This window comes from Lentibacillus sp. Marseille-P4043, from assembly GCF_900258515.1.
Taxonomy (GTDB): Bacteria; Bacillota; Bacilli; order Bacillales; family Amphibacillaceae; genus Lentibacillus_C.
This window is the reverse complement of the sequence record NZ_LT984884.1, coordinates 1,755,569-1,780,951: the sequence shown is the minus strand read 5'-3', so window position 1 is coordinate 1,780,951 and position 25,383 is coordinate 1,755,569. Positions and strand designations below refer to the sequence as shown.

At 39.5% G+C, this 25,383-nt stretch carries 25 protein-coding genes and 1 pseudogene; 10 read left to right on the top strand and 16 right to left on the bottom strand.

The features are described 5' to 3' along the window. Window positions 1-5: 5 nt before the first annotated feature. The 3 genes from C8270_RS08690 to C8270_RS08680 form a co-directional block, all read right to left on the bottom strand. Window positions 6-1,616 carry a long-chain-fatty-acid--CoA ligase gene (locus C8270_RS08690; protein ID WP_106496451.1) on the bottom strand — a complete coding sequence of 537 codons (1,611 nt, stop codon included), beginning with the start codon at window positions 1,614-1,616 and terminating at the stop codon, window positions 6-8. A gap of 30 nt (window positions 1,617-1,646) precedes the next feature. Next, window positions 1,647-2,915: an MFS transporter gene (locus tag C8270_RS08685; RefSeq protein WP_106496450.1), complete on the bottom strand. Its 1,269-nt coding sequence runs from the start codon at window positions 2,913-2,915 to the stop codon at window positions 1,647-1,649. A gap of 180 nt (window positions 2,916-3,095) precedes the next feature. Then, complete coding sequence (locus tag C8270_RS08680) at window positions 3,096-4,244, bottom strand: acyl-CoA dehydrogenase family protein (protein WP_106496449.1); 1,149 nt, start codon at window positions 4,242-4,244, stop codon at window positions 3,096-3,098. A 563-nt stretch (window positions 4,245-4,807) separates the two neighbouring features. On the opposite strand from C8270_RS08680, the gene C8270_RS08675 reads away from it, so the two are divergent. The 8 genes from C8270_RS08675 (at window position 4,808) to C8270_RS08640 (ending at window position 12,276) form a co-directional block, all read left to right on the top strand. Next, a complete protein-coding gene (locus C8270_RS08675) occupies window positions 4,808-5,227 on the top strand; it encodes a hypothetical protein (RefSeq protein WP_106496448.1) in 420 nt (139 codons plus the stop codon). Between the two features lie 13 nt (window positions 5,228-5,240). After that, window positions 5,241-5,702, top strand: coding sequence for a hypothetical protein (locus C8270_RS08670; protein WP_106496447.1), 462 nt, complete (start codon window positions 5,241-5,243; stop codon window positions 5,700-5,702). Between the two features lie 14 nt (window positions 5,703-5,716). Continuing rightward, window positions 5,717-6,298 carry an SCO family protein gene (locus C8270_RS08665; RefSeq protein WP_158701671.1) on the top strand — a complete coding sequence of 194 codons (582 nt, stop codon included), beginning with the start codon at window positions 5,717-5,719 and terminating at the stop codon, window positions 6,296-6,298. Between the two features lie 105 nt (window positions 6,299-6,403). Beyond that, window positions 6,404-7,105, top strand: a complete 702-nt coding sequence (locus tag C8270_RS08660) for a hypothetical protein (protein WP_106496445.1) — start codon at window positions 6,404-6,406, stop codon at window positions 7,103-7,105. A gap of 21 nt (window positions 7,106-7,126) precedes the next feature. Then, entirely contained in the window at window positions 7,127-7,420 is a 294-nt protein-coding gene (locus tag C8270_RS08655; RefSeq protein WP_106496444.1) for a hypothetical protein, read from the top strand. Between the two features lie 17 nt (window positions 7,421-7,437). Beyond that, window positions 7,438-7,731 carry a hypothetical protein gene (locus C8270_RS08650; protein ID WP_106496443.1) on the top strand — a complete coding sequence of 98 codons (294 nt, stop codon included), beginning with the start codon at window positions 7,438-7,440 and terminating at the stop codon, window positions 7,729-7,731. Window positions 7,732-7,749: 18 nt separating this feature from the next. Next, complete coding sequence (locus tag C8270_RS08645; protein ID WP_106496442.1) at window positions 7,750-11,418, top strand: multicopper oxidase domain-containing protein; 3,669 nt, start codon at window positions 7,750-7,752, stop codon at window positions 11,416-11,418. 114 nt (window positions 11,419-11,532) lie between these two features. Then, window positions 11,533-12,276 carry a hypothetical protein gene (locus C8270_RS08640; RefSeq protein WP_106496441.1) on the top strand — a complete coding sequence of 248 codons (744 nt, stop codon included), beginning with the start codon at window positions 11,533-11,535 and terminating at the stop codon, window positions 12,274-12,276. Between the two features lie 382 nt (window positions 12,277-12,658). On the opposite strand, the gene C8270_RS08635 is transcribed toward C8270_RS08640, so the two are convergent. From C8270_RS08635 to C8270_RS08585, 12 genes and pseudogenes are all read right to left on the bottom strand, one after another. Then, on the bottom strand, window positions 12,659-12,883 hold the full coding sequence (locus C8270_RS08635; protein ID WP_158701670.1) for a hypothetical protein: 225 nt from the start codon (window positions 12,881-12,883) through the stop codon (window positions 12,659-12,661). Window positions 12,884-13,410: 527 nt separating this feature from the next. Beyond that, entirely contained in the window at window positions 13,411-13,992 is a 582-nt protein-coding gene (locus tag C8270_RS20750; RefSeq protein WP_234028524.1) for a DNA/RNA non-specific endonuclease, read from the bottom strand. Beyond that, on the bottom strand, window positions 13,964-14,173 hold the full coding sequence (locus tag C8270_RS19915; protein ID WP_158701669.1) for a hypothetical protein: 210 nt from the start codon (window positions 14,171-14,173) through the stop codon (window positions 13,964-13,966). The genes C8270_RS20750 and C8270_RS19915 overlap by 29 nt, the downstream gene beginning before the upstream one ends. Window positions 14,174-14,263: 90 nt before the next feature. Next, a complete protein-coding gene (locus C8270_RS08620; protein ID WP_106496437.1) occupies window positions 14,264-14,539 on the bottom strand; it encodes a hypothetical protein in 276 nt (91 codons plus the stop codon). 69 nt (window positions 14,540-14,608) lie between these two features. Then, entirely contained in the window at window positions 14,609-15,049 is a 441-nt protein-coding gene (locus tag C8270_RS08615) for an SMI1/KNR4 family protein (RefSeq protein ID WP_106496436.1), read from the bottom strand. After that, window positions 15,049-15,618: pseudogene (locus C8270_RS08610) on the bottom strand (LXG family T7SS effector ribonuclease toxin YxiD); the annotation flags it as partial. The gene C8270_RS08615 and the pseudogene C8270_RS08610, both read right to left, overlap by 1 nt. A gap of 586 nt (window positions 15,619-16,204) precedes the next feature. Further along, window positions 16,205-16,336 carry a hypothetical protein gene (locus C8270_RS20665; protein ID WP_267894840.1) on the bottom strand — a complete coding sequence of 44 codons (132 nt, stop codon included), beginning with the start codon at window positions 16,334-16,336 and terminating at the stop codon, window positions 16,205-16,207. Between the two features lie 47 nt (window positions 16,337-16,383). Beyond that, window positions 16,384-16,851 (bottom strand): Imm30 family immunity protein, encoded by a 468-nt coding sequence (locus C8270_RS08605; RefSeq protein ID WP_106496435.1) that lies wholly within the window; start codon window positions 16,849-16,851, stop codon window positions 16,384-16,386. A 17-nt stretch (window positions 16,852-16,868) separates the two neighbouring features. Further along, on the bottom strand, window positions 16,869-18,533 hold the full coding sequence (locus C8270_RS08600; protein WP_158701668.1) for a ribonuclease YeeF family protein: 1,665 nt from the start codon (window positions 18,531-18,533) through the stop codon (window positions 16,869-16,871). Window positions 18,534-18,564: 31 nt separating this feature from the next. Then, window positions 18,565-18,846 carry a YwqI/YxiC family protein gene (locus tag C8270_RS08595; protein ID WP_106496433.1) on the bottom strand — a complete coding sequence of 94 codons (282 nt, stop codon included), beginning with the start codon at window positions 18,844-18,846 and terminating at the stop codon, window positions 18,565-18,567. Window positions 18,847-18,850: 4 nt separating this feature from the next. Further along, window positions 18,851-19,267 carry a YwqH-like family protein gene (locus C8270_RS08590; protein WP_158701667.1) on the bottom strand — a complete coding sequence of 139 codons (417 nt, stop codon included), beginning with the start codon at window positions 19,265-19,267 and terminating at the stop codon, window positions 18,851-18,853. A 272-nt stretch (window positions 19,268-19,539) separates the two neighbouring features. Further along, the gene (locus tag C8270_RS08585) at window positions 19,540-21,243 is read right to left on the bottom strand and encodes a sigma-54 interaction domain-containing protein (RefSeq protein WP_106496431.1); all 1,704 of its coding nucleotides are present in this window, start codon (window positions 21,241-21,243) and stop codon (window positions 19,540-19,542) included. Window positions 21,244-21,556: 313 nt separating this feature from the next. Between C8270_RS08585 and C8270_RS08580 the strand changes: the two genes are divergently transcribed. Continuing rightward, window positions 21,557-22,072, top strand: a complete 516-nt coding sequence (locus tag C8270_RS08580; protein ID WP_106496430.1) for a YbaK/EbsC family protein — start codon at window positions 21,557-21,559, stop codon at window positions 22,070-22,072. A gap of 151 nt (window positions 22,073-22,223) precedes the next feature. Here C8270_RS08580 and aroD read toward each other — a convergent pair whose 3' ends face one another. Next, window positions 22,224-22,982: a type I 3-dehydroquinate dehydratase gene (aroD, locus tag C8270_RS08575; RefSeq protein ID WP_106496429.1), complete on the bottom strand. Its 759-nt coding sequence runs from the start codon at window positions 22,980-22,982 to the stop codon at window positions 22,224-22,226. Window positions 22,983-23,283: 301 nt separating this feature from the next. On the opposite strand from aroD, the gene C8270_RS08570 reads away from it, so the two are divergent. Further along, entirely contained in the window at window positions 23,284-25,272 is a 1,989-nt protein-coding gene (locus C8270_RS08570; protein WP_234028523.1) for a methyl-accepting chemotaxis protein, read from the top strand. Window positions 25,273-25,383 lie beyond the last annotated feature (111 nt).

Genomic DNA, 25,383 nt, shown 5'->3' with positions numbered 1-25,383 from the left:
ATTCATCATTCCTTTCCATTTTTCTTTTCTTGATCAACCAACTTGCGCTTTAATAGTTTGCCAACTGTATTTCTTGGTAATTTCTCCATCACTTCAAATTCCTTTGGTACCTTATATGGTGTTAAGTTTTTATAGCAAAACCCAGTCAATTCTTCCACATCGATCGAGTATCCTTCTTTCGGAACAACATAAGCTTTGGCAATTTCGCCCTTTTCCCGATCTGGCAGCCCAACAACAGCTGATTCTTTTACGTCCGGGTGTTCATATAAAACGCTTTCAACTTCTTGTGGATAAATATTGAATCCGCCCATAATAATCATTTCTTTTTTCCTACCTACAATATAGAAGTAACCATCCTCATCCATCATTGCCAAATCACCTGTGTGCAGCCAGCCATTTTGCAGTGCTTGCTCGGTAGTCACTTGATTGTTCCGATACCCTGTCATAACTTGCGGACCTTTAATTAGTAGTTCACCAACGGAATTTGTACCCATTTCATATTGATCCTGGTCGATAATTCGACAATCCGTTTCCGGTACAGGGATGCCGATACTGCCTACCTTTACTTCCCCATTAATTGGTGTACGATGTGTCGTTGGTGATGTTTCGGACATACCGTACCCCTCAAGGATTTTTGTCCCAGTAATCGCTTCAAACCGCCGATGCACTTCGATTGGCAATGGAGCAGACCCGGAGGAACATACCTTCAAGCAATCCAAACCATACATTTCTGCATCTGGATAATTGATGAATGCATTATACATTTGTGGTACACCAGGGAAAAATGTCGGCTGATGCTCTTTTATAAGCTTCATAACCTCGTCAATGCGAAACTTCTCAATTAATAATATGTTCGCTCCCATATAGATACCTAGATTCATAGCACTTGTCATCGCATAAACGTGATACAACGGTGTAGCAGCTAGCACGATTTCTTTGCCTGGGGTTGCTCTTTCTTTGTACATGGCATAACTTTGTAAGACATTCGTTATGATATTTTGATGTGTAAGCATTGCCCCTTTTACCTCTCCAGTTGTCCCGCCTGTGTATTGAATGACTGCCACATCGCGTTTTACATCAATGGATACCGGGCTTTCAAGCACAGCTTCCTCTTGAATAACCTCTTCAATACTTAAAACGGAATCACTTGCCTCTTGCGTTTTTTGCGCTACAAAAATCCCCTTAAACGTATAAATCTTTTCCATTTCATTCACTGTTTTTAAGGAAACAGCATCAGCAACAATATAGGAAACCTGAGAATCCGTTAAAATCTTAAACAGTTCCCTTTTGGTGTAGGCAGGATTGATTTGCACAACAATTAATCCTAATGCAAGTGCTGCATAATAAGAGATAATGTAACTGGGATGATTTCCAACCATTAACCCGATACGTTCTCCCTTCTTGAAATTTCGCTTTTTCCATCCGCCCGCTAATTTATCAACACGACGTTTTAACACCTGATACGTGATATTTTCCCCGGTAAACGTAACCGCTGTTTTGTTCCCAAAATTTTCCACAGTTTCCTCTAATATAGCGTAGAATGACCCTTTAGGAATTTCCCATTTCATTAATTCTTGATGATACTTTTCCCATGGTCGATGCTTGATATCTTGCAAACTTACCCCTCCCAATAGGTTAAACGTTCATTAATTGGATTCTTGTGCTGCTGGTGTTTCTAGTGGTTGCTTCTTATTCACGTCTGGTTTTACGAATACCGTAAATAAACCAGCAAAAATTAAAACGATGACAGCCATTGCAAGCACCGAATAATTGTAGCCCAGTATTTTATCTGATCCAGACAGCCCGATGATAAATCCCGTAAACATCGGACCAACAATCCCGGCAATATTCCCGGATGATGTTAAAATACTTGTCATCAGCCCACCACGCTCTGGCATTTCGTTAATCATGATCGTCGGACCGATTGGTAAAATGGCATAGGTTAATCCTTTAGCCAGACACATCGCTGCAATCACCCAAATTGGATGTTGAAAAATCGTAATCGATGCCATGCTTAATGCTCCTATCACCATTGAAATGCCCACAACAAACACGCGGGAAGTTCGCCAATTTTGGTTTCGTTTATAGACATAATCAGACACCATCGAAACAGACATATAAATCAATGTGGAAACAATGCCAATGATCATCACACCATAACCCATTTCAACCGATGTCATATTTACGACTTCAACCAGATAAATAGGAAGCCAGACCGAAATCCAGACTACTAAAATATAGGTTGAAAAATAAGCTAATGTCGTAAATAAAGCGGATGGAGATGCAAGTAATTTCCCAAAATCTTTTAGGTTAATTTTTTCTAATTTAGCCTTTTTCTTTTCCTGTTGCTCCTTGTACGCCTCAACCGGACTTTCTTTTGTAAAAATCATAAAGATGACAGCCCAGACAATACTTGCAGCACCTAAGCAGGCAAACGCTATTTTCCAACCGAATATGCTGATTAACGCTACTAAAGCTGGTGCAACAACCATTGCTCCAACCGTTGCTCCAGAGACAACGACCGAATTGGCAAATCCACGAAGCTTTGGCGGAAACCATTTATGTGCATGACTATAAGCAACCGGACTAAACGGGCCCTCAAAAGCACCTAGCAACACGCGGTAAATAATCAATAATGGTAAAGCAGTAATAGCTAACACGCCGAACTGTAACACTGCCCAAATAAACATTAGCGAACACAGCATTTTTTTAGCCCCGATTTTATCGGCCCAAGCTGCACCAAAGATACCTGTAATTGGATAAAGCCAATAATAGCTGCTTCCAACAATTCCCCAAGCCTCATAAGAAAGATCCAAGTCCTCCATAATCGGGCCGGCAGCAATACCTATAATCGATTTATCAGCAAAGTTTATAATCATACCAAGGAACAAGACACCTAGAACAATCCAACGCATATACAACCTCTTTCCTGTAAGTGGGTGTTCAAAAAGGAGGATAAAAAGGACCGAGAAGTTCAAGGCGGCGTAGCTTTGAGTACCGGAACGTATGCTATTAATACGTGAGGAACGGAAAAGCAAGCCAACGAAGAAATTCGATGTGTCATTTTTACCGGACTTTTTGAACAACCTCTATAATTAATTTTGTTCTAAAACCTTCCTAGCAATAATCAGACGTTGAATTTCATTTGTCCCTTCATATATCTTTGTTATTCTCGCATCACGGTAAAACCGTTCAACAGGATATTCACCCATGTAACCAATCCCCCCATGAATTTGCACCGCTTTATCCGCTACCTTATTGAAAACTTCGGAAGCAAATAACTTGGCCATGGAAGCCTCCTTGATCACTTTTTTCCCTTCATCAATCTTTTCCGCAGCCATCATTGTCAACGTCCGAGCAGCCTCTGTTTCCGTTGCCATATCAGCAAGCATCCATTGAATCGCCTGATTACTGGCAATTGGTTTGCCAAATTGAACACGCTCCTTCGCATAACTCGCTGACAGTTCGATTAGCTTTTCACTAGAACCAACAGCCCTTGCAGCCAATCCCACTCGTCCTTCACCAAGGATTTTTAGCGCATTCATGTAACCCATACCAACTTCACCGATCACATTTTCTTCTGGAACCATACAATCCTCAAAAATCACTTGTGCAGTATACGACCCGCGTAATCCCATCTTTTTATCGCTTTTACCGATAATAAGTCCAGGAAAATCTCGTTCAATCAAAAATGCCGTGATGCCACCCTTCGCACCTTTTGCTTTATCTGTTAATGCAAACACAGTAAAAACATCTGCAACAGGTGCATTGGTAATGAAATGTTTGGTCCCATTCACTACCCATTGATCGCCAACCTTTTCAGCCTGCGTCGCCAAATTCGTAGCATCTGACCCTGCACCTGGTTCTGATAAAGCAAATGCGCCAATTCTCTTCCCTGCAGCCATGTCTGGCAAATACTTTTGTTTCAACTTTTCAGAAGCAAGTTTAACCAATCCCGTACTGCCAATTCCCGTATGTGCACTGATTAACGAAACAAAACCATTATGCGTCCGGCCCAACTGTTCAAGCACAATCGCTTTTCCAACCGAATTTAAGCCAATGCCACCATATTCTTCCGGAATACTCATGCCAAACAGACCAAGTTCTTTGGCTTTTTCGATCAAATGCTGCGGAATTGCATCTTCTTCTTCAATTTGCTGTGCATATGGTTCTACTTCCTTTTCAACAAAATTGCGTATCATCGTCTTCATTTGTTGCAATTCATCTGCCACTACTGTCGTCATTAAAAATTCCTCCCCATGATTTTTCTATTCCAACTATTGCAATAACCATGCCAAATTGTTGCTTTTTTGTTGAAAGCCTTGATGGGAGGGGGAATTTAATGTGACTGGGTGCGTGTATTTTTTTCGGATTGCCAGAAAAGATTCAAAACTGAATTAAAAATGGAGGGGATGCGCATTGTTCGTGATTCGTTTTTGAATTGAATGATTTATGTTTGAATTAACAAAGGCTATGTGAAGTTGACTGGTCCAATGGATAGCGTTTTTTGTAAATGTGGGGTCCTTTAAGTGGTTGGCTTCGTTTGGTGGAGCGTTGTGTCTTGGGGATTCGCGTGAGGGGCTGGTGAGTTTGTGCGGTTGTTATGGCGACTTTTGGCGTTTGTCCGGCGACTTTCCGCGTTTGTTCGGCGACTTTTCGCGGTTGTTCGGCGTCTTTTGGTGAATATCTCTTCACAATGGTCTTGTCCAACAATAAAAAACAAAATACATCCTTTCCTGTATTAATTTTATTGGCTTGTTTCTGCATATTTAAGCAATTTTTTTATACATTGTTAAGGGGTGATGTGGTGCAACAGATTACCTATGCGCTTGTACTGTACGCAAATGTGGTGTTATTTATTTTGTTATTTATTTATGTTTATCGCCGGCGCAAAATTATTGGCTTTCAACTAGGTATGAATATTGCAATGTCTGCTGGAGGAATGCTGGCCTTAACAGTTGGTATTTTATTAATCTTCCAATATCCGTTCCATTTTACATGGATTACCATTCTGGCTACGATCATCGGCATGCTTTCAGGTGCGTTGTTCGGCGCATTGTTTGATTACCAGACTATGCTTACGGGGATTGTCAACGGTTTTATGCTGGGTATCATGGCCCCTATGCTTGGTGCAATTTTAAATGATCCTTTCTTTTTTGTGATCGTTCTTGAACTTTTGGTTTTCTTCATGATGAGTATTTTGGTTGTATCAATTTGGCGGTCTTAAAGGGGGGGAGGGCATGTTTGTTATTTATGGTCTTGGAATTTTGAACCTTACGACAACACTTGGTAGTTACCTTGCCTTTAGAAGAAAACAAACATTATTTGATGATCGTTTTGCTGGAACAATAGCTAAAACTGTAACATTGGCTGCAACATTGGTCCTCAGTATCCACTTCTCTGTTATCTTAACTATTGAACTGCCAGGTATTTTTCTATTGAACTTTATCCTTGGTATTCTAATTGGTATTTTATTTGGTACCTTTATAAAATACCATTCTATTTTAATTAGTTTTTATTACGGGTTGGTTGGCAGTTCTATGGGAGTAATGATTGGAGAAGTGCTGAAAAATCCGCAACTTTGTAGTATCCCCCTTACATCCAAGCATGAAATCCTGATAAATATGATGTATTTATCCGGGTTTGTAACACTCATTCTAACACTCATCCTCAGTCTTGCCCTTTATTCATTGCGCGTATAAGGAGATGGTTATATTTGAAAAAGTTTTTTTCCATCGTATGCCTCATCCTGATTGGTTTCGTCATCACATTTTTTTTATGGCCGAAAAGCGTAGACTTACCAAACCACGGGACCATTGAAGAACCGAACATTAAAACCATTCACGGAGAAGACTATACCTTTTCAACAGATAAACCAAAGTTGGTAACATTCTTTTATACGGAGTGTCCGGATGTATGCCCGATGACCATTATGGATTTACTTAATCTCAAGCAAGTATTAGATGAAGAAGGAGTAAGCGAAAAATTATACAATATTATATTGATTACACTGGATCCCAAAGTTGACACCCCTGAGAAAATTGAAGACTATAAAAACCAATTTTCTATTCCCGCAAATAATTGGGTTTTTCTAAGGGGAACGGTGAACCAAACCCTTAATATTACGAAACAATTTAATATGACCTTTAAAAAAGATGGCGATTATATTTCTCATAGCACGAACATGTACTTATTAGATGAGAAAAATCGGATCAGAGCCTATCATGATATGAATACGGGTAAAAACAGTGTGAATTTAAACCAAATCGCAGCAAACATTATCACGCTCTTGCACTAAACAAACCCTATTTTTAAAATTAGCATATTCATCTGCACCACTTGAAGAACTGCCCATATTATAGCATTATATCCTATTCGAGGATGAATATATTGGAGGTGGAATATGAAAAAAGCCGCCGCAAATCAGCACACATCAGTGAAAGAAAATCCATCTTTTTCGTCCCCGACAAGTGCCGTATCAACAGAAGAAACAAGGGTATTGAACGAACATATTAATCAGCAAAACATGTTTAAATTGATTCATCTATATGAACCCCACCGCAAAACCTTAACATTGAAGATGTTCTTCAAAATGAAGCGTAATCAACAAGTCGTAATTACTCCCGTATCTGAAATTGAAGAATCTGCAACGGTTGAGGGAAAAGTCGCAGCTGTTGGCAGAGATTTTGTAATGATAACGAACTTGCAAAAACGAATCTGGCTACCTTACAGATCCATTAAATCTGCTACGATCCCTTTTGGAACTCCCACATATTCCAACCCGCATCAGCATCATATTTATGACAATCGATTGCGTAAAAACCTAGTTCTATCTTTTGGTGAAACTGTAACAAAAAGAGACGCATTAATCCAACAGTTTTTTGAAGAATCTATAAGAACGAATCTGGATTCCTGGAAGGGTACATGGGTAAAAGTTAAAACTTCCCATACCACCCAATTTGGAAAAATAAAACAAACGAATAAAGAAGAACTAAATCTAAAGCATCTAAAATCAGAAACGGCTATTCCGCTTCAAAAGATCCTTTATATAGAGACGTTAAGGCTAATTAATCTTTGGAAAGAAGTATTGAAATCTATATTCTGATAAAAAAGTGAGGGAAAGTGAATGAACCGGAATGATGATGAAAGATTACTGACTGATTTAAAAAGTATGCAGGGAGAAAATTTACTCGTTGTAACGCAAGCAGTACAGTTAAACCTGCTTGGGCAAGTATTCCGTCCTGTTTTTTCCGGGAAAATAAAGGATGTTCAAGAAAGCCATATTACATTATCACCGGTAATTATTAAAATGGTGAACGCACCATTTTATGAATTTCCATTCCCGCTTAGCATTCCACTTGAAAACGTAGTCGCATTTTCTACAGAGATTCCGCCAGATTTAAATTTCCCGTTAACTTAGATAGGAGGCCGATTCTTATGAATAATCACGACCTGGAATTAACAAGCATGGTCAATGTGGTCAGGAATGATGCAATTGTTAAGCATTTTAAAAAGAATAAAAAGCGAAGAATTTTTATATTAACCGAAGCATTTCCGTTTATGTTTATTGGAACAATCAAGGATGTTGTAGAAGATATGGTTGTTTTGGATGTCGATACGACCCATATTCCAGCACTTGAGGAAAAAGAATGGACGGTACATATCCATTCAATAAATGTTTTTTATATTGAAAGCAGTATTGGACCAAAAATTCCAGAATTAAAAGATTGACAGAAATGGGGATGTTTTATGAAAAGAACGTATCATGTCGTTGCAATTCCTATCCGGATTGTTGTCAATACATTTGGGGACCACAACCCAAATGGAATGATGTATGTTTTAAAAGAGAATGAACAGAAGGTGAAAGACCTTGTTAAAAAGAATCCATTTTCACCTGTGGATCTTGTCGAGCCCCTTATTATCCGGGCAAATGAGGGGGATACAGTTGAAATTCTATTTGAAAATAAACTGTCATTTTATACCGGGATACATTTCCAAGAAGCTGAATATGATGTCCTTCATTCAGATGGTGCGTATGTAGGGTTTAATAAAAATAGTACCGTTGCCCCCGGTGAACGTATATTGTACAAAATTAACGCTGTAAAAGAGGGCAATTATTTCTTTTCTGATCTAGGCAATCCATCAAGCGGAGAAAATGGTTCTAATACCAACGGACTTTTTGGGGGGGTATGTGTCGAAAGCCGCTTTTCTTGGTGGACGGATCCAGTAACAGGAGGGCCGATGAACAGCGGTGTTTATGCTGATGTTCATCATCCGCTGCTTCCATCCTTCCGTGAATACGCCTGGCTTTTCCATGATGAAATGGAAGTTGATGATGTTACAGGGAACCGGCCGATCAATCATATCTCTAATCAGGAAGAAGAATCCTTTCATGGAGCCAATTATCGGTATGAACCGGAGAATAGAAGACAGCAGCTGCTAGCTGAAGGTGTTGTTTGTCCTAACTGTGAAGGTGAAGAGGTACACCACGACTCTTGGGTATTTGGGGATCCTTCAGCACCCATATTACGTGGATATGTCGGAGATCCGGCAAAAATCCGCCTTTTCCACGGGGGTGCAAAAGAAACACATGTTTTTCATTATCATGTTCACCAGTGGTTTAGCGACCCACGGGATTTGGGATCGGAAATCATTGACTCTCAGGCCATCAGCCCTCAGTCCCATTATACAGTTGAGCCCCTTTATGGTCTGGGTAGCCTGCAAGGTGCATTAGGGGACGCCATTATCCACTGTCACCTGTATCCGCATTTTGCAGCAGGAATGTGGGGGATGAACCGAATCTTTGATACACTCCAGGACGGAAGCCAATGTTACCCAAATGGTACCCCAATTGAAGCACTGAATCCACTTCCCGATCGTGAACCGCCACCAACCCCAACAAAGAAAAAGCCAGGATTCCCCAATTTCATTCCTGGTAAAGTTGGAAATAAAGCACCACGTCCCCCGCTAGGAATTAAAGGCGGTCGAAATCTGACGAAACTCGAGCGACATGCAGCCGTAGATAATCCAAGACCAGGTGCTGTCTTTACGGATCCATGTCCCAAAGATGTAAACGTAAAGGAATTTAATATTTCCGTTATCGAACTGCCGCTCATCTATAACAAACAAGGCTGGCATGACCCAAAAGGTCGCATGTATGTGTTAGATGAAGATCTCGATGATGTGCTATCAGGGAAGAAGAAACCGGAACCGCTTGTCATTCATGCACCATCCCATACTTGCTTTCAAATTAATTTTACCAACCGACTGCCGCATATATTGGATGGGGATGCATTCCAGCTTGTGACGAGGACCTATGAATCCGGTTTTCATATTCACTTCGTAAAATTTGATGTACTCGTTTGTGACGGTGCTAATGTTGGGTGGAATTATGATTCATCTGTGCTCCCGGGGGAAACGATACAATATTCCTATTATGCAGATGTCGAATTAAAAGCATGGTTCTTCCATGACCATCTTTTTCCATTAGCCCATCAGCAACATGGTGTGTTTGGCTCAGGGGTTGTCCACTCACGGTTCTCCGAAATTTTTGATTCCGAAACTGGAATAGAAGTCGACCATGGAACACAGGTGATGGTGAATAATCCGCTCATCCCGAATTACCGTGACTTCGCATTATTCGCACAGGACTTTTCTTTATTATTTGATAAAAACAAAAAACCGCTTAATCCACCGAAGTTTCCGGGTTCTCAGGATGATCCAGGCCTATTTGGTGTTAATTATAAAAATGCGCCACTTAGATTTCGATTAGGAAAAGATTGCGATCCCGCCTATAGCTTCAGTTCTCATGTTCATGGGGATCCCGAAACACCAATACTACGAGCATATCAGGGGGACCCAATTCGAATCCGGCTGCTTCAAGGAGCACAGGAAGAATCACACAGTTTTAATGTGCATGGGCTGAAATGGCCAAAAGAACGAGGAAACACGAACACTAACGTGTCATCCCAGCAGCATATCGGTATTTCGGAATCATTCACATTTGAAACATATATCCCCAGATCCGGCGACTATTTATGGACATTTGAAACAGAGGAAGATTTATGGAACGGACTGTGGGGACTGATCCGGGCATACGATGAAAATATTCCTGACCTGATTCCATTATCTGACCGTCCTAAACCGTTAAAACGCTCTAGACCACTTCCAGAATGTACTGGAGAGAATCCGCCATCAGCTAAAGACCCTTTACGTAATCCTATTGAAAGGGGTTCAGTACGAAAGTTTGATATTGTTGCTTTTCAGCTTCCAATTAAATACAACGACTTTGGCGACCATGATCCATACGGCCTAATTTTCGCACTCAAAGAAGATATGAGTGATATTTTAAAAGGAAGAAAACAACCAGAACCACTGATTCTTCGTGCAAATATGGGTGATACAGTTGATGTGACTCTATCGAATATGCTTAAAGAAGATTTGTTCCCGTTCAAAGACGGCATCTATCCTTACCCAGAAGTAAAAGAACAGGCATTTTATCCGCCATCACTTCGTATTTCTCTGCATCCCCAGTTACTCGACTATGATGTGAAAACTTCTGCAGGGGAAACGGTAGGATTTAACGATGACCAAACTGTTGGACCGGGAGAAAAACGGAACTACCGCTGGGTGGTTGATTCTCAGGTTGGAGTGTGCGGCCTTTGGGATATGGCAGATATCCGAAATCATAAGGGACACGGAGCCTTTGGAGCTTTTATTGCTGAACCTAGGGGAAGCGAGTACCTCAATCCATATACATTGAAACCTACAAGAACAGGTGCCAATGTTATTGTACGGAATCCATTTTTACCAGACACAAGGGAATTTGTATTAGTTATGCATGACGGGGTTAGGCTTTTGGATAAAAGTGGCCAATTAATCATCGATCCGCCTGATGGAATTTTGCTTCCTCCGCCGGAATTGGATGAAGATTTGCTCGACACATATGACCAGGGTTCGCGCGGATTCAATTATCGAAGCGAACGATTGATCAACAGATATTACAAACATTCTTCCCTTCATGAATTGTTTTCTTCCAAAGTATTTGGGGATCCGGCAACTCCGACATTCGAAAGCTATATTGGTGATCCAGTAACAATCCGCTTAGTCACCCCCGCAGAACGACGAAGGGCACATACCTTTCATCTGCATGGCCACCGCTGGCATTCTGCATCAAAGGATTTGAACTCACGCACTGAATCATTTGTTGGCTTTAACATTGCTGGCGCTACAGAGAACCTGCAACTACTGGGCGGAGCAGGAGCTTACGGAGGATTCCACGGTGACTATATGTACCGCTCCGGCAATATTCGTTGGGATATCGAACTGGGCATGTGGGGCATCATCAGAATCTACCAGAAATTAAACAAACACCTCCCGCCCCTTAAAGGAATAAGCCAGGGCGGAACGCGAAAATAGCTTTTCCGATTCAACCATTCAAATTGTATAAAATTACCGTTACTCAGTTTTTTTATGTTTCTTAAACTGGACCACGGCACCTGTCCTCCGGTCCAAAGAAAGGTGGTGATAATAGTGAAAAAGAATCTTCCGCTTAAAGAACAGAATCCAATAGAAGATTTTTGTATAGATAACTGCTTTTGCCAAAAACGTTATCCCTCACCAGAATTCCCTTCGCCTACAAGCTGTCTTCCTTTACAAACACTTAAACAAGTTAGGGAGGATATCCGTTCAGCAAATCAGTTACTTCTTGATTTGGCCTTGGATGTGGAAAGAACCCCAGCAGAAATATTCCGCAATGCCTTTCGTGGTCTAGATGGATTAATGGTAACAACATCCACAATCATGGGTAGAACAATAGATGGCAAAGTCCATACAGTTGGTTTTGACTTTGTTGTTTTATTAGCCGATAAATCGGAGATTATTCTCCCCTATAGACAAATCATTTCTGTAAAACCAAAAGGTAGGTTTGCAGAACCTAATAATGAGGCACCGCTAAGAAACATTGATGGCTGCCTACGCCGGGATATTACTTTTTGTTTTGGTAGTATTGTATCCTCCTCTCCAAAATTATTGCATCTGTTTTATCGCATGCGTTTCAATATCTATCTTTTATTGCTGGAAAACAAAAAAGTTGACGTAAGTGTGGATGAAACAGTTATTAGAGGAATTGTGGAAGATGTGGATAAAAACTCGATAGCAGTCATGACGGATAACGAATTAACAATCATTTCAAATGATAAAATTTCGATGATTCAAGTGATGGAGGATAAAGGTGCGTCAGAATATAATTCCGTACTGGATACCGGCGAAACGTAGATTATACTTTCCTCTGAATGAAGTAGTAAAAATTAAATCAGCACCAGAGAAGTCCTATCTGGTGCTGATTTCCAAGTTTTCATTTCTTGTTTTATGGTAATTGCCTTAATGTTGTCAAACAGAATTGTTTTTGTTGAACAAGAGTATGGTCTTCAAACTTTTTCAGAGTATTTCCAATGTATCGCACTTTTAATGGACCTTCTCTCCGCCACGTCCCCCCTCCAAAAACATATTTGGAAAAATCCTTTGAAATTCACAAATAGAAGGTTAAAAAACAGACATACTGGGCGGTGTTGATGATTCCAAGTTACTTTTCATTTACAAGCAGCAATAGCGTATCAAAATACCTTTCAAGAATTATCCAATTTACAAAAGAATGACACTAATGTTTTAGATCATCATATCCATATCTAAATTTATTTATCCTATCTGTTGAGAGAATAAATGAATGTTTCTTACTTCCTTTTTCTCGTTTGTTTGCAGGACATTCTGTTAACAATTCCACAAAATTAGAGCCTACATAACAAATCACGCCACGTACAGTCTCATCGTTTTCTAGCTGCACTTCTACTTCACACCCCATCAACTGCCTAAGGCGATAGTTCATCCCGTGCTGCAGACCGCCCAAACGTAATCGGAAATCGTCATCACAGAGATACCTCTTATAACTGGATTGACAGCAATAAGAGCAGCTATTATGACATTCATGTGGGCAGTGGACACAGCCACAGTAGTGATCCCTGGAGTGGTGACCATGGTGGCATCTTTCGTAATCATGAGATCCGCAATCGAGGTGATCCTGGTGATGTTTACAAGAATTACGACGGTGATGTTTGTGACCACGAGAATAGTTGTTAGACGCACGGTAAAATTTATGTGAATCATAAAATTTATGATTGCTTTTGAAGCAATAATTTTTCCGCATTATACAACTCCTTTCTTCGTTATACCTGTACTCTTTATCACCTCCAAAATCATTTGATCTTGGATATTACATATTATGATTGACTTTACAAGTTTGATTGGACAATTCAAGTGTAAGAGCTTTCTTAAGATACGTTCATCCCCACCAAATTTGTGGCGTCAGAGAACGTCTTGCATTTCTAATCTCTTAAACTACCAAAATTTCCGTGTTTATTTACGTGCATTTTGCAATGAATTTGAGCCACTTGAAATTTTGTGGGAAATGAAATTCACAAACTTATGGTGGCTCAATTTTAAGTTACTATATGCATTCATCGGCACTAAGTTATCAATATCCCCTGATCCTTTAAAAGTACTTGCTATAATGTGACCCCCATCATCATTAGGTAATCTGTCTTCTCTGCCTACAGTTCTTTGAGCATATGAATTTCTATCTGCTTTACCTAATTTCAGGGTAGCTTCAGCACTGGAAATACGTCCTTTTTCGTCCGTTGTATATTTGTATCCTTCTTTTGTCGTGTATTTTATATTAGGTTTTAATACCTTTTTGCGATTTACTTTCGTGTATTGTTCGCCATACTCTACTTTTTTTGTACCCTTATCAACTTTCCTAGCATCCTTAACCTTATCCCCAGCCTTAAATGCATCTGCACCTTTTCCAACTAACTTAACAGGCTTTGCAAACAAAAACATTCCCGCCATCATCTTGTCCTCGGCTGTTGCATCCGGGTCAATCATAGTCCCGATATCATCAAAAGCAAAGTTAAATCCTGCAGTTGCGATATGCCCCATCATGAAGGGGTCTTCCTGCCAGATCCGAATAACCGCCAACAACCTCTCGTTTATCCCAGAAAATTAATGGCTCCCTTGCCGAGTAATACATGTTATCTGACGACTGAGGGGATTCAACGTTTATTTCGTTTTCTATTTCCTGCACATCTATTTCTGGTTCGTCCGTATACTCTCTTCTCAAGTAATTGGCTATTGCAATAGATTCTGGATCTGTCAGTTTATATTGTTCGGCAGCTTCTTTGATTGGCTTTTGCTTACTTATATCACCTGGTTAAACGTTTCCAACACTATGATTGCGATATGTTATCGGGAACAACATATTCGGGTACATCATCAGCACATATGGCCCAGCAACACGGTTAAATTGGTTTTGTTTTCTTAATGCCGCATATGTAATTGGGGTATCTGTCAGCATGTTTTGGTAGAATCCGATACTTGCCACCGTATGTATATCTATATTATGCAACGTGATTTCACCATTTGTAAACACGGACTGGATATCCGCAATAGCCTTATTTTCTATATGAATAAACGCTTTGCTCGACACTAAGTAGCCATTACAAAAAGAAACCTTGAAAGGCATTTGCCAATCAAGGTATGAGTTTTATTATGTTCTTTAATCAACTAGTAACTCCAAGTAATATTTATCATTTTCTTCTATTTTTCTTAAAAACTCTCTAAGAGAAGTCGCAATTTGAATATCATAATAGTAAACCGGACTACTATTCTTTTCATTCAATTCGATTGACATTAAAGCTGATTCACTACCTTCAAAAAATATTAGTTTGTTATTTTCAAACTCATCATAAATTTCTATGTCGGGATAAAACTCAAAATCATTAACTCTTAACCGAAAGTCTCTTACGGAATAAGGGTCCATAATACGATTAATAGTAAACTCTGAACCTTTAATAAACCCGTAGCCAACCTCTATATAAAAATTAACTAACTCCTTAGGAAATTTTAAATCGAGTTCCTTCTCAACCTCTTTTATTTCGTTTTCAGTTACTGGATAAAAACTGTTTTCTTCGTTTGTCTTAATAAGTTCATAGTCCATTATTTTTTACCTCCTTTAAATAGTGTATTTGCTGGTGATCCTGTTCCATGAATACCAGCTTGATGCTCATTTGGGAATTTTGCAGGATGCATATTCCACCATTCATGTTCTCCTCCAAAAGTATTTTCAATTATATGATGAGCATCATACTTATCTTCTTGTTTCCTAATTATTTTTCCTGTTTTTTCTGAAATAACATTTTCATTATACAAGGGCCACTTTTGCCCTGTATTTTCTTCCCACTCTTTGATTACTTTATATTTCACTTTATCAAATTCTGCCCTATGCTTAGCTGTTTCTATTGGTGACATTTTTTTATATTCTTTATTTCTTAAGGCTACCTTCAACTTCTCTATTTGGTTTTTAGGTAACTCTCTTCCGGTTCGCCTTTCTACATCTCTAATATATTTTTTTATTGTATCAGAATCTATCTTTTTAACCGTACCCTTATCAACTTTCCTAGCATCCTTAACCTTATCCCCAGCCTTAAATGCATCTGCACCTTTTCCAACTAACTTAGCAGGCTTTGCAAACAAAAACAATCCTGCCATCATCTTGTCCTCGGCTGTTGCATCCGGGTCAATCATAGTCCCGATATCATCAAAAGCAAAGTTAAATCCTGCAGTTGCGATATGCCCCATCATGAAGGGATCTCCTGCCAGATCCGAATAACCGCCAACAACCTCTCGTTTATCCAAGAAAGTTAATGGCTCCCTTGCAGAGTAATACATGTTATCTGACGAATGGGGTGCTTCAACGTTTACTTCATTTTCCATTTCTTGCACATCTATTTCTGGTTCGTCTGTATACTCTCTTCTCAAGTAATTGGCTATCGCAATAGATTCTGGATCTGTCAGTTTATATTGTTCGGCAGCTTCTTTGATTGGCTTTTGCTTACTTATATCACCTGGGTGAACGTTTCCAGCACTATAATTACGGTATGTTATCGGGAACAGCATATTCGGGTACATCATCATCACATATGGCCCAGCAACACGGTTAAATTGGTTTTGTTTTCTTAATGCCGCATATGTAATTGGGGTATCTGTCAGCATGTTTTGGTAGAATCCGATACTTGCCACCGTATGTATATCTATATTATGCAAAAAGACGGTTACTTTTTACGTAGCCGCCTTTGATCTTCCTTAAATGATATCACTTATTTGTTACCTTCTCATCTATCTTTTCATTTTGTTGTTGTATTTCTTTATATTGATAGAACACATTCATTAGATCTTCCACTGACAGCACTCCCCTGCGCATGGTGCAGGCTGTTTTGTGCTCCATAACTTAAAAATCCTAAAAGGCATAAAGTTTCAATCAAGGTTTTTAAATTACTTTAAAAAATCTAATATTGAATTTACACTTTCTTCAAAACGACTTGTGTTCCTTTCTTTAATACTAGTTAGTTGAGAAACGACATATTTCTGAATGTCATTGTTCAATGTGGGAATGATTTTTTTATAAATATTCCTCGATGGTTCATGATTTAATATCCTTTTGTGAAGTATCTTTAACCATTCCTTAGCATGGGGAAGCATTTTAGGAATAGAATTAGCTAACACTTTCAACGAAACTTCAGAACCAACAATTTTATCATACGACTCTATAGCATGAATTAATCCAAACATTACTTCATCATTTTCAGTTAAATCATCAAACCCTTGGCACAATATTTCTATATGATTAACATCCTCCAAGTCTAAAATATTTTCTATAGATTTTTCAAATTTTTCTATTTCACTCTCATCTCTTAATAAACGATTATTCTTTAATTCGGTAAGTTCGACTAAAATGTCCAACTTTCCCCACCTCCCTATTACCTGTCAAAAATATTTGGGTACTTTGTTTTATTTAATTTTATTACTTCCAATAGTCCTGAACGTATCTCAGGAGTGTAAAGTCCCTCTTTTATATAGTTATTCCTTGCATCAATAATATCACGGGCTAAAGCGTCACGTGGTTCAAGGTTAAGATAATCTTCTAATTTCTTACCAGTCATTCCATATGTTTCGGTTTGACGATGTCTCCCCCCTTTTCCTGGATGAGGGTGTTCCATATTCATACTTACTCCATCATTTTTATGCACCTCTGCTTTTGTTTTCATATATTTTGCAGACGGCATATGGTGAGGAGTTATATTATCTCCACGTGTTCCCGCATCTATTAATTCTTCATATGTTCCAACTTTTCCTTCACCTGGTAGTAGAGGATTGTCTACACCCTTATCAACTTTCCCAGCATCCCTAACCTTATCCACACGGTTAGCACCGCCAACAACCTTATCCGCTGCCTTCAACGGCTTTGCAAACAAAAACAATCCTGCCATCATCTTGTCTTCGGCTGTTGCATCCGGGTCAATCATAGTCCCGATATCATCAAAAGCAAAGTTAAATCCTGCAGTTGCGATATGCCCCATCATGAAGGGGTCTCCTGCCAGATCCGAATAACCGCCAACAACCTCTCGTTTATCCCAGAAAGTTAATGGCTCCCTTGCAGAATAATACATGTTATCTGATGACTGAGGGGATTCAACGTTTACTTGGCTTTCCATTTCTTGCACGTCTATTTCTGGTTCGTCTGTATACTCTCTTCTCAAGTAATTGGCTATCGCAATAGATTCTGGATCTGTCAGTTTATATTGTTCGGCGGCTTCTTTGATTGGTTTTTGCTTACTTATATCACCTAGGTGAACGTTTCCAGCACTATAATTACGGTATGTTATCGGGAACAGCATATTCGGGTACATCATCATCACATATGGCCCAGCAACACGGTTAAATTGGTTTTGTTTTCTTAATGCCGCATATGTAATTGGGGTATCTGTCAGCATGTTTTGGTAGAATCCGATGCTTGCCACCGTATGTATATCTATATTATGCAACGTGATTTCACCATTTGTAAACACGGACTGGATATCCGCAATGTAATCGTTCATCGTTCTAAGCTGTTCCTCTATTGGTTCAAGTGCCTTTGTCTGAGAATTATCTAAATCATGAAGCTGTTCAACGGTATCTTTTGTTCTCTTTTTGCCACGTTGTACATGATGTAAAAATTCTTCGTCATCAAGCTTTGGAAGGGCGACGATATCCTGCACACTATCCATCACGGAATTAGCTTCATCGGTTAGGCCTGTTGTTACATTTTTAACCTTTTCCAATCCTGACGTTACATCATTTTCCAAAAAGTCCTGTCTTATCATGCCGCTTGTTTCCGGCTCATACGATAGGACCGCCTGCTTCATCTGATCCAGAATTTCCTCATAATCTATTAAAAAATTGTACATGTATATTAGGAACGGTTGATGACACTCATTATAAAAAGCGCGAATCGCCTCTCCACCTTTTCCTTTCAATGATTCATGCAGTGTCGTTATACCGCGAACTGCCTTTTGGATCGATGTGATTTGACTTTGAAAATGGTGAATCTCACGTTTTATGTCATCAATTCCTGCATGTAAATTTTCCGCATCCAATACTTTCACAAACGTCCTCCTTTCCAAACTAGAAAATCAACTACTTAATAAATTGAATAGCAGATGCGATAGTCCTCTCATTTTCAACGAATGACTCGATCGCTTGTCTGGTTTCCTCTACATTGGTTGTCAGTAATGTTTGATAAGACGTGAGAATTTCTTCATACGCTTGTTTAATTCCATTCATTTTGTCGACCATTTCAAGTATATTTTCCCCGCTGACATCTTTTGAAAAAGTCGTTTCCAGCGATTGAGCAGTCGCATTCAAATCCGCTAATGCTGCTTTAATTGAGTATGGAACAATTTTAATTTCCTCGCTCATTTATTTATGCAAACTCCCTTCTTCTTTGATTAATCAAGCTGGAGAGACTAGCATTTTGAGATGAAATGCTTGCCTCCAAATCACGAATCTCTTGTTTAATTTCTTGAATCTTTTCTGCCAACTTTGCAAGTGCATTCTGTAATTGTTCATCTGAAATGACGATATAACTTGCCTGCAATTCATTCTCCCTAAGAAGGTCGTAATCCCCGGCTAATTTCCCGTGCCAAGTTGTTGGGGTTAATTCCGGCTTCAAACAAAGATGCTGATTGCTGTTGAAATCACTTTGGCAATCCAGTAATTGTGATTGGGCCCTATTTAAGCGCTCTAACTCTTCTCTTTTCTTATTAAGCTGTTGATTCATGCTGCTGATGGAACTACGGAGGGAAGCTATTTGGCTGTTAAGACTGGATATCGTATTCATTTTTATCACCTCTGAATACTTTGAATATTTTATAGGTAGGAAAAATAAACCAATTGTAATAATTATATGATACATCCGATGTGTGTTCGAGATGTATTTTGATCTATTTATCTAGCTTCTGATATTACCTTTTACCTAGATGCGACTTAACATTTTATGGTATATTGGCCGTAATTTTACCCAGAGAGGTCATGGATAGACGAGTTGTTTGGAAGGATAACGCCGTTTTAGTCAAAATGATAGGAAAACAAAAGAAGGGATCAGTATCTATACTAAAATCCCTTTTGTTTTGTGGTGCGAAGCTTCGTATCTAATTTGTATTTTTTCAATTTCCTAACCACTGTTGGCTGGCTTGTTTCTAACGCATCTGCTATTTCATACGTATTGTTATATTTCTCTACCGCAAGCATAAGTACTTTCTCCTCAGCCGTCTCCACTGCTTTTTTTAAAGGGATGATCGAGTTAATGATTGTGTTATTTGTGTCATAATAATCCGGGGGCAGGTTTTCCATACTGATTATTTCATTTGGTGCCGTAACTACAAGCCGCTCCATAAGATTGGAAAGTTCTCTAATATTTCCAGGCCAATCATAAGCATAAAGGAAGTCTTTCAAATCATGATCGAATCGTTTTTTCATGTTATATTTCTCATTAAATCGATTTAAAAACAGTTGTATCAACGGAATAATATCATCACGCCGTTCGCTTAACGGAGGAATCACGAATGGAATTACATGTAATCGGTAAAATAAATCTTCCCGAAAGTCACCTGAATATACCATTTCCTGTAAATGACGATTGGTAGCTGCGATAATACGCACATCTATTTTTTTCGGCTTCGTGCTACCGATTCGTTGGATTTCACCTTCCTGTAAAACGCGTAATAATTTTACTTGTAATGTTAATGGCAACTCTGCGATCTCATCTAAGAAGAGAATTCCTTTATCAGCCATTTCAAACATACCTGGTTTACCTTTCTGATTTGCACCGGTAAATGCTCCACTTTCATACCCGAACAATTCGGACTCCAATAAATCAGGTGGGATGGCTCCACAGTTAACTTTGACAAACTCCCCTTCTTTTGCGCGAGTACTGTTTGAATAGATGTAATTTGCTAGTACATCTTTACCAACGCCGGTTTCACCCAATATTAATACAGTCGCATCAATATTGGCTATCCGTTTGGCTGTCTCATAAATTTTTTCCATCGCACTGCTTTTTGTGATGATTCCATCTAATTGTTGGGCGCTATTTTTTAATCGAATGATTTCTTCTTTATATTTGTCTTTAAGTTGATTTACCTTCCTTAATTCAGTCTGCAGTTCATTCAAATCGGACAAGTCACGGATATTTGTCACAATTTTTTCAATGTCTCCTTCTTCATTAAATACAGGGGTTCCCGTTAGCAGCGTCTCTTTACCTGTGTAATTTTTCTGCACGACTGAAACCGTTCGCCGGTGCTTCAAAACTTTTTCCGTAACAGATTTATTTAATATTCCTCTCTTAATAAGCGCACTGACATTTTTACCGATGTAATATTCTTTCGGTATCCCGGTAATCCTTTCGATGGCTGAGTTGGTTTTCCACGTTACTCCATTGTGATCGGTTATATAAATACCGTCATAGGAATTTTCAATAATGGCATCCAATTCTCGATTCAAATTTTTAAGCGTGTTATTTTCGGATTGCAGTGAATCCAGCTCTTGCGTTTCCATCCCAATTAAGAGCCTGCTTCCCGAATTGGAATCAAAATTCTCTTCCATAAAAATAAAACTTTTACCAGCATACATTGCCGTAATCAATTTCGAGTCAAAATTACGATCCCAACGTGTAAACAGGGTCGAAATATTACAGCCTTTTTCAATTGTATGTTTCAAATAAGCTCCCATTTTCTCGTTATAAGCAACAATCCCATCACCCGCATCAACCACAATAACCGGAAATGGAATCACCTCAATAGCATCTAAGCTAAGCATCATTCGCCTCCAAAATTTCATACGACATCCCATCATACAAACTAATTCGACAAACTACTTCGAAACCCTTTAATTTTGTATACGTGGGACATGGGGACAGGTTTGTTGTCCCAGCTGGAAACCCGCGGTGCATAAGGATTTGGTGCTGGGACACGGGGACAGGTCTGTTGTCCCAGTTGAGAAATGGGACTGGGATAGGCTTGTTGCCCCAGAATTGAGTGGGTCTTGGACGTGTCTATCCTCCACGCTTGCTTTAGTCCATTAAAGCATGATAAAATCCTACACAATATTCAAAAAAGAAAGGATGAATAAATTGTCACTTGAATGTGTGAGAAAGCATTTTAAACAGTGGAACCGGGATCAGGATATCATGGAATTTGATAACTCAAGTGCCACGGTTAGTGAGGCAGCTGATACGATTGGTGTCGCTCCTGCACAAATCGCGAAAACGTTATCCTTCAGGGGGGAAGGAGAAAAAGCGATCCTCATTGTAGCGGCGGGGGATGCCAAGATTGATAATAAAAAATTTCGTAACAAGTTCGACTTTAAGGCGCGTATGCTTTCCCCTGATGAAGTTCTAAAACAGACAGGACATGCCGTTGGTGGTGTTTGTCCATTTGGTTTGGCAAATGAACTTGATGTTTTCCTGGATGTCTCGATGAAGCGCTTTAAAAACCTGTTCCCGGCCTGTGGTAGTACAAACTCAGCAATTGAATTGACCTGTGATGAATTATTCAATTTTTCAAATGCAAAAGAATGGGTTGATGTTTGTAAAGGATGGGAAGGAGAGCAGGCGAAAGAAGCTGCAGGTGTGAAAAATATGACGTGATCGTACTTTGTGTTTTCCTTCAAGTAAGTCCAAGCAGCCTGAGTTCTTGGTTTACTGGCTTAGGTTGCTTGAAGTGTTAATTTGTGAAAAGCACATCCCGTTCAGCCCCCTCTGCAACGCCCTGTCAAACACAAGCAGGAGCAGCAATAAACTACTCCCAGTCCCCCACCATTTCCTGTGTTGATGCGATTTGTTCTTTTAATTTTTCGATCGGTATTTGCCCAGGTGCTGAGCTTTGGACCCCCATTCCAAATGTCATGACAGATCCATATGCCCAGCCGATTATCCTGGTCAAACTGCCGATTTTCCCCATGGACATACTTACAATTGGTATCGATAATGCCTCGTCTGCTTGTTTGGTCAATTCCAATAACTGTAATACATCTTCTTTGTTATTTGGCATCACAGCTATTTTTGCTATGTCCGCACCGAAAAATTCAGCCATGTAAACTTGCTTCATCATTTCCGAGTTGGCTGGCGTGCAGGTAAAATTATGATAAGACAAGATTAATTGCTTCTTGTTTTCCTTCGACTGCTTTCTAAGCCTGTGAATATGTTCAGGACTGTTGGATACCTCAAAATCAATTAAATCCACCGCCGAACTTTCACAAATTTGGCTTAACAACTCAACCTTTTCTTCCTCGGACAAGGATATTTCCTGCCCACCCTCTTTTTCCGAACGAATGGTAAAAAGCAGTGGAACATCAATGACTGCAGCTATCTCCTTAGCAACCGATAGAACATAAGCTGTATTACTAATTTCCTCTAAGAAATCCGCTCTCCATTCTATGACATCCGGCTTTTTTGGAATAATGGTTTTCAGTTCATCCATGATCTCCTCTTTGTTTGTTCCGGTCAGCGGCGTACAAATATAAGGCACTTTTTTATCAGAAAAAAATGTAGTTTCCATCCGAGCAACCCCCCCGATTCAATTTGGATTAATCCACAATAATACCACTATCTTAAACCGTCATCCACGTTTTTACAATTGGGACATGGGGACAGGTTTGTTGTCCCAGCAAAAACCTGGTCAAGAAACCCGTTCCACCGCCCTTTTTTCCCTAGCAAAGACAGGGACGAGGAACCTGTCCCCACGTCCCGAGTAGGATAATTTACCTATTAAACTTCAAATATTTACTAAATGAATTATACTTTTGGTCGATATATATATAGTGTATTTTAATTTACAGCGAAGAATACTGGAGGAATATATGTTGAAGAAAAAGAAGTCTGGCAAATTTTCATTTAGCTTAAAGAGTAAGCTGATTTTATCTTTTCTAATTGTTTTACTGATTCCAAGCATTGTTATCTCTTATACATCCTATAAGAGTGCAGAGAAAAATGTTGATGGGCAGATGCTTGATCAAGCGCAAAAAGACGTTGATTTGGTGAGTCAAGCAATCAATCAGTTTGTGCATGCTCAAATGGAGAACATTGAATATCTATCCAACGCAATTACGGCTGGAGATATTGTTAAAAATAGTGATGACCAAACGAGAAAAATACTAGATACCATTCAAGACGCAAAGGCAGATGTGGAACAGACTTACGTAGGTACAGAATCCGGGGAGTTTATGAATTCACCGACGTCGTTTAAGAATCCATCAGACTATGATCCACGCGAACGGCCTTGGTACAAACAAGCGATGGACAACGAGGGCACTGTTATTGTTACGGATCCATATGTATCACAGTCCTCAAAACAAGCAGTCGTTACACTGGCAAAAGCAACTGCGGACGGTGAAGGTGTTGTCGCTGTTAACTTGAAGCTTGGCAGTTTATCGAATATGATTAACGAGATTTCAATCGGAAATGATGGTTATTTATTTTTATTAGATAAAACAAGCCATTACATTAGCCACCCTGATATTGAAGCGGGTTCAGAAGCAACACAGTCGTTCATCAAAGACATTTATGAATCCGAATCTGGAAAATTTAATTATACGTTCGAAGGCGATCAAAAGAAAATGGCCTTTACTACGAATAATATGACAGGCTGGAAAATTGGCGGGACCATGTATCAAGACGAAGTAAATCAAGCAGTCAAGCCAATTCTAAACACAACAATCACCGTTATTGTTGTTTCCCTTATTTTAAGTGGGATTATTATCTTTTTCATGGTCCGTTCAATTGGAAAACCGATCAATCAACTAGTAGGCGCAACGGATAAGATGCGCAAAGGTGATTTAACGGTTGAAGTTGATCTGCACCGAAATGACGAATTAGGTAAATTAGCGCAAGCGTTCAATCAAATGAGAACGCACCTTCGTGATGTCATTTTACAAGTTCGGGAAAAAGCTAGTAATCTAGCAGCATCATCCGAACAATTAAATGCAAGTACGGAACAAAATACACTTGCAACGGAGCAAATTTCATCATCGATCCAAGAAGTGGCATCTGGAGTGGAAAGCCAATCAGCAAGCATTGAAAAAAGTTCCGAAATGGCAAATGGTATGTCAAATTCGATTCAGCAAATTGCTGCTAGTTCCAATGAAGTTTCAACAACAGCATTAAACGCAACATCGGTTGTAAAAGCCGGTAATCAGGCAATTGATACAACTGTTGAACAAATGGAGTCCATTAAGCAAACCGTTCATGATTTATCAGCCAATATTGAGGGTCTAGGAAAACATTCACAAGAGATTAGTAAGATTGTCGATGTCATCACAGATATCGCCGAACAAACAAATTTACTTGCACTGAATGCAGCTATTGAGGCAGCCAGGGCTGGGGAACATGGTAAAGGTTTTGCGGTTGTAGCTGACGAGGTTCGAAAACTTGCAGAACAGTCATCTCAATCATCTGAGCAAATTAGACAAATGATTGTCGCTATCCAAGATGTGACAAACAATGCAGTGACGTCTATGGAAACCGGAACTGCAGAAGTGGATAAAGGAATTGAAGTCGTTAGCCATGCTGGACAATCGTTCACGGATATTACAAGTTTTGTTAATTCAGTAACAGAACAAATCCAGCAAGTAACATCGAAAATTCAAGAAATTGCTTCCGGAGCTGAACACTTTATTACCACATTTGACAAAGTAGCGACCGTAGCAAAAACAACATCAGATGGAGCCCAAAACGTTTCCGCATCAACACAAGAACAACTGGCCTCCATGGAAGAAATCACAAGTTCCGCCACATCCCTATCACAAATGGCCGAAGAACTACAAGAACTAGTCGACCAATTTAACGTATAGCGGGACATGGGGACAGGTTTGTTGTCCCGCCTGAGAAGCCGCGGAACGCAAGGGTTTAGTGCTGGGACAAGGGACCTGTCCCCATGTCCCAGTTAAGATGAACGCCAAATG